3 protein-coding genes are annotated in these 2999 nt (G+C 41.5%); all 3 read left to right on the top strand.

Annotated features, from left to right (window positions below; all coding sequences use genetic code 11):
• Positions 1-995 (top strand): sensor histidine kinase (locus ACZFYI_RS18200; RefSeq protein ID WP_462525548.1); only part of this gene is annotated, 995 nt, incomplete at its 5' end.
• A 38-nt stretch (positions 996-1033) separates the two neighbouring features.
• Positions 1034-1702, top strand: a complete 669-nt coding sequence (locus tag ACZFYI_RS18205; protein WP_462525549.1) for a response regulator — start codon at positions 1034-1036, stop codon at positions 1700-1702.
• A 246-nt stretch (positions 1703-1948) separates the two neighbouring features.
• The gene (locus ACZFYI_RS18210; RefSeq protein WP_462525550.1) at positions 1949-2539 is read left to right on the top strand and encodes a DUF1349 domain-containing protein; all 591 of its coding nucleotides are present in this window, start codon (positions 1949-1951) and stop codon (positions 2537-2539) included.
• Positions 2540-2999 lie beyond the last annotated feature (460 nt).

Below are 2999 nucleotides of genomic sequence, written 5' to 3' on the forward strand. Positions count from 1 at the left end.
AAAAGATGGTCAATTCGGTTAACCTTCGGCTTATCTATTTCGAGGCATTGGCAAAAGCATACAAAGACTCCGGAGATCAGGAAAAATATTCGGAAACCTTGGAGGAAATAATCAAAGCCAAGGACGCCTACTATACCCAAAACTCTGAGCGCACGCTTGCCGAACTTCAAACCCAGTATGAGGTCCAGCAAAAGGAAAACATCATTATCCAACAACAACTCGATTTAATCAGAAGACAGCGGGTGGTATATGGGACTTTGGCTGCATTGGCCATTGTCATACTCCTGGCAGCGCTTTGGATAGGTTTCTTCAGGAGAAAAGAAAAAATCGAACGCGTGAAATTCCAGGAAGCAGAAAAATTCAAAGCCCAAAAGTCGATCATGGAGGCCAAAGAACAGGAAAGAAAGCGGATTTCCTCGGATCTTCATGACAATCTGGGTGCTTTTGCGGCATCGATAACATCCAATCTTGAATACATAAAGCTTGATCAACTGGATGAACTGGGAAAAACCGCCCTGCGGGAACTTCAGATCAACTCACGGTCCATGGTCAGTGAACTGAATGATACCATCTGGGCCTTGAAGAATGATTCGCTCAGATTTACAGCTTTGAGTGACCGATTGAAATTGTATCTCCAACGCCTCAATTCCTCCTATCCTGAAATCCAAATCAATTTCCATGAGGAAATAATGGAAGACAAAACCCTGCCGGCAGCTGATGCATTCAACCTTTTTCGAATCCTTCAGGAGGCAATCATCAATGCTTTGAGGCACAGCGACTGTAAGCAATTGACCATTTTCCTGAAAAGTCATGAATCTTGGTCTATAGAAATTGCTGACGACGGGAAGGGGATGAATCAAGTGATTCTAAACAGTGATGGAAATGGGCTTGAAAATATGAAGAGAAGAGCAAAGACCTCAGGTTGGAATATTTCGTGGCAGGGAGTTATCGGAGCCTCAGGGACCTCGGTTCGGATCGAGCCTACTCCAAATTGAGTATGTTTTTTTGGTATTTTTCAATTGAACTTTGAACAATGGAACCATATCGAATTGCACTGGTAGAAGATAATCCCGTCAACGTGCGGAGTTTTCGGATGAAAACAGACGGCATTCCGTCCCTTAGAATGTGCTTTATCGCCGAAAACGGAAAAAAGGCATTGGCAGAACTGGCAGCATTGCAGCATGGGTTTTTGCCTCAAGTGGTCTTTATGGATATCGAGATGCCTATCATGAATGGCATAGAGGCAATTCGGATTGGAAAAGCTTTGTATCCCCATATCCATTTTTTGGTTCTGACGGTATTTGACGACGAGGAAAATATTTTTGAGGCAATTCAAGCAGGAGCCTCAGGTTATTTGTTAAAGCACGAGTCATCCGATCAAATTTTGCAGGCAGCCCAAAATGTCCTTGAATTCGGCGGCGCGCCCATGAGTCCCGGAATTGCCCGCAAAACACTTCAGTTGCTGAGTCAAAAGGACTCCCATTCCAAATCCGGCAAGTCAGATATGCCTGATCTGCTTACAGAGCGGGAAAAAGAAGTCCTCAGTCACCTGATCAATGGCTGGGATGCAAAAAGAATATCTGTGGCATTGGAAATATCCTCCCTAACCATCCGAAAACATATCGCCAATATCTACCAAAAGCTGCACGTAAACTCCCAAGCTCAGGTAATCAATCTTGCCCACAAAAACCACTGGCTTTGATCGATGTCAAACATGCCTGCCCCCCGATGCAACAAAAAAAAAATCAAAATCCTCCCCTTCTCAGCGAAATTAAACTCTTAATTTCGAATAAGGTGGATTCCGTACCGCTTCGGAAGTAATTCCGCCCCGCTTTTTGTTTTTATTAAGTATCTTTCTTCCTAAAAGGAAGTTGTAATTTACATACTAGGGCTTATTTAAATTCCCATTATTGGCTAGAAAGCAAAAAAACAAACGGAAATTTAGCTTATGTTCCAATTCAATACCCATCAAGCGAAATGGTTTTGTAAACCTGAAAATTTCACTTTTTCCGAAGGAAGAATTGAAATCCTGACTGAACCCCATACCGATTTATGGCAACGGACGTATTATGGGTTTCGGAATGATAATGCCCATATTTTGTATGTGAGCACCCATGAGAAATATTTTTCCTTTACCGTAAAAACAGAATTTGAATACGCTGAAATTTATGATCAATGTGGGATAGCCATATACCAAGATTCCGAAAATTGGGTCAAAGCAGGGATTGAATTCCAAAATGAGCAAACTTCCTGGCTTGGAAGTGTGGTTACCAATCAGGGCTATTCAGATTGGGCTACGTCGGAAGTGGATTCCGGCATCAAATCCATGTGGTATCGAATAAGCAGAAGGGAAAATGATTTTTTAATTGAAAACTCAACGGATGGAAAAAATTTCAAACAATTACGGATCTTTCATCTGTTTGAGGCCAATGAATCCATCAATATTGGCTTGATCGCCTGTTCACCCAAGAGTAATTCATTTAAGGCAATCTTTTCCAACCTGGAAGTTGGGGATTGCCTTTGGGAAAAACACGTGTGAACGATAGCAATTAAAAGGAAATTCTGTTTCGTATTAATTGCCAAACTAAATAGCAAACTTTTGAAAGTAAATTGGGGGAGTTTATAACTTGATCTTTCTTACCAATTGATTTTGAAATATATCCCGTGCGGAGTGGCAAACCATCTGATGCTAAGACTGGGTGTATTCCGTACAGCTTCGGAAGTAATTCCCCCCATTTATTTTTTCCATCCACGAGCATTCAGGATGCAATTGGAATCAAAAGAGAAAATCTTAATCTTAGGGTTAAAAAATTGTTTCAGGCTCGAATAGTTTCAAAAATTCAATATTTTAGGGATGGTAAATGACTATCCGATATGAAAAAAATATTCCTCGCGGCATTCCTTATCCTCCAATCCTTCCATGCAGCAAAATCCCAAACGATCGAAACCATCATTGAAGAGCTCCCCCCCTACTTTTCGATCCTTACCACATGGGGTGT

The sequence above is a fragment of the Aquiflexum sp. genome (genome assembly GCF_977115555.1).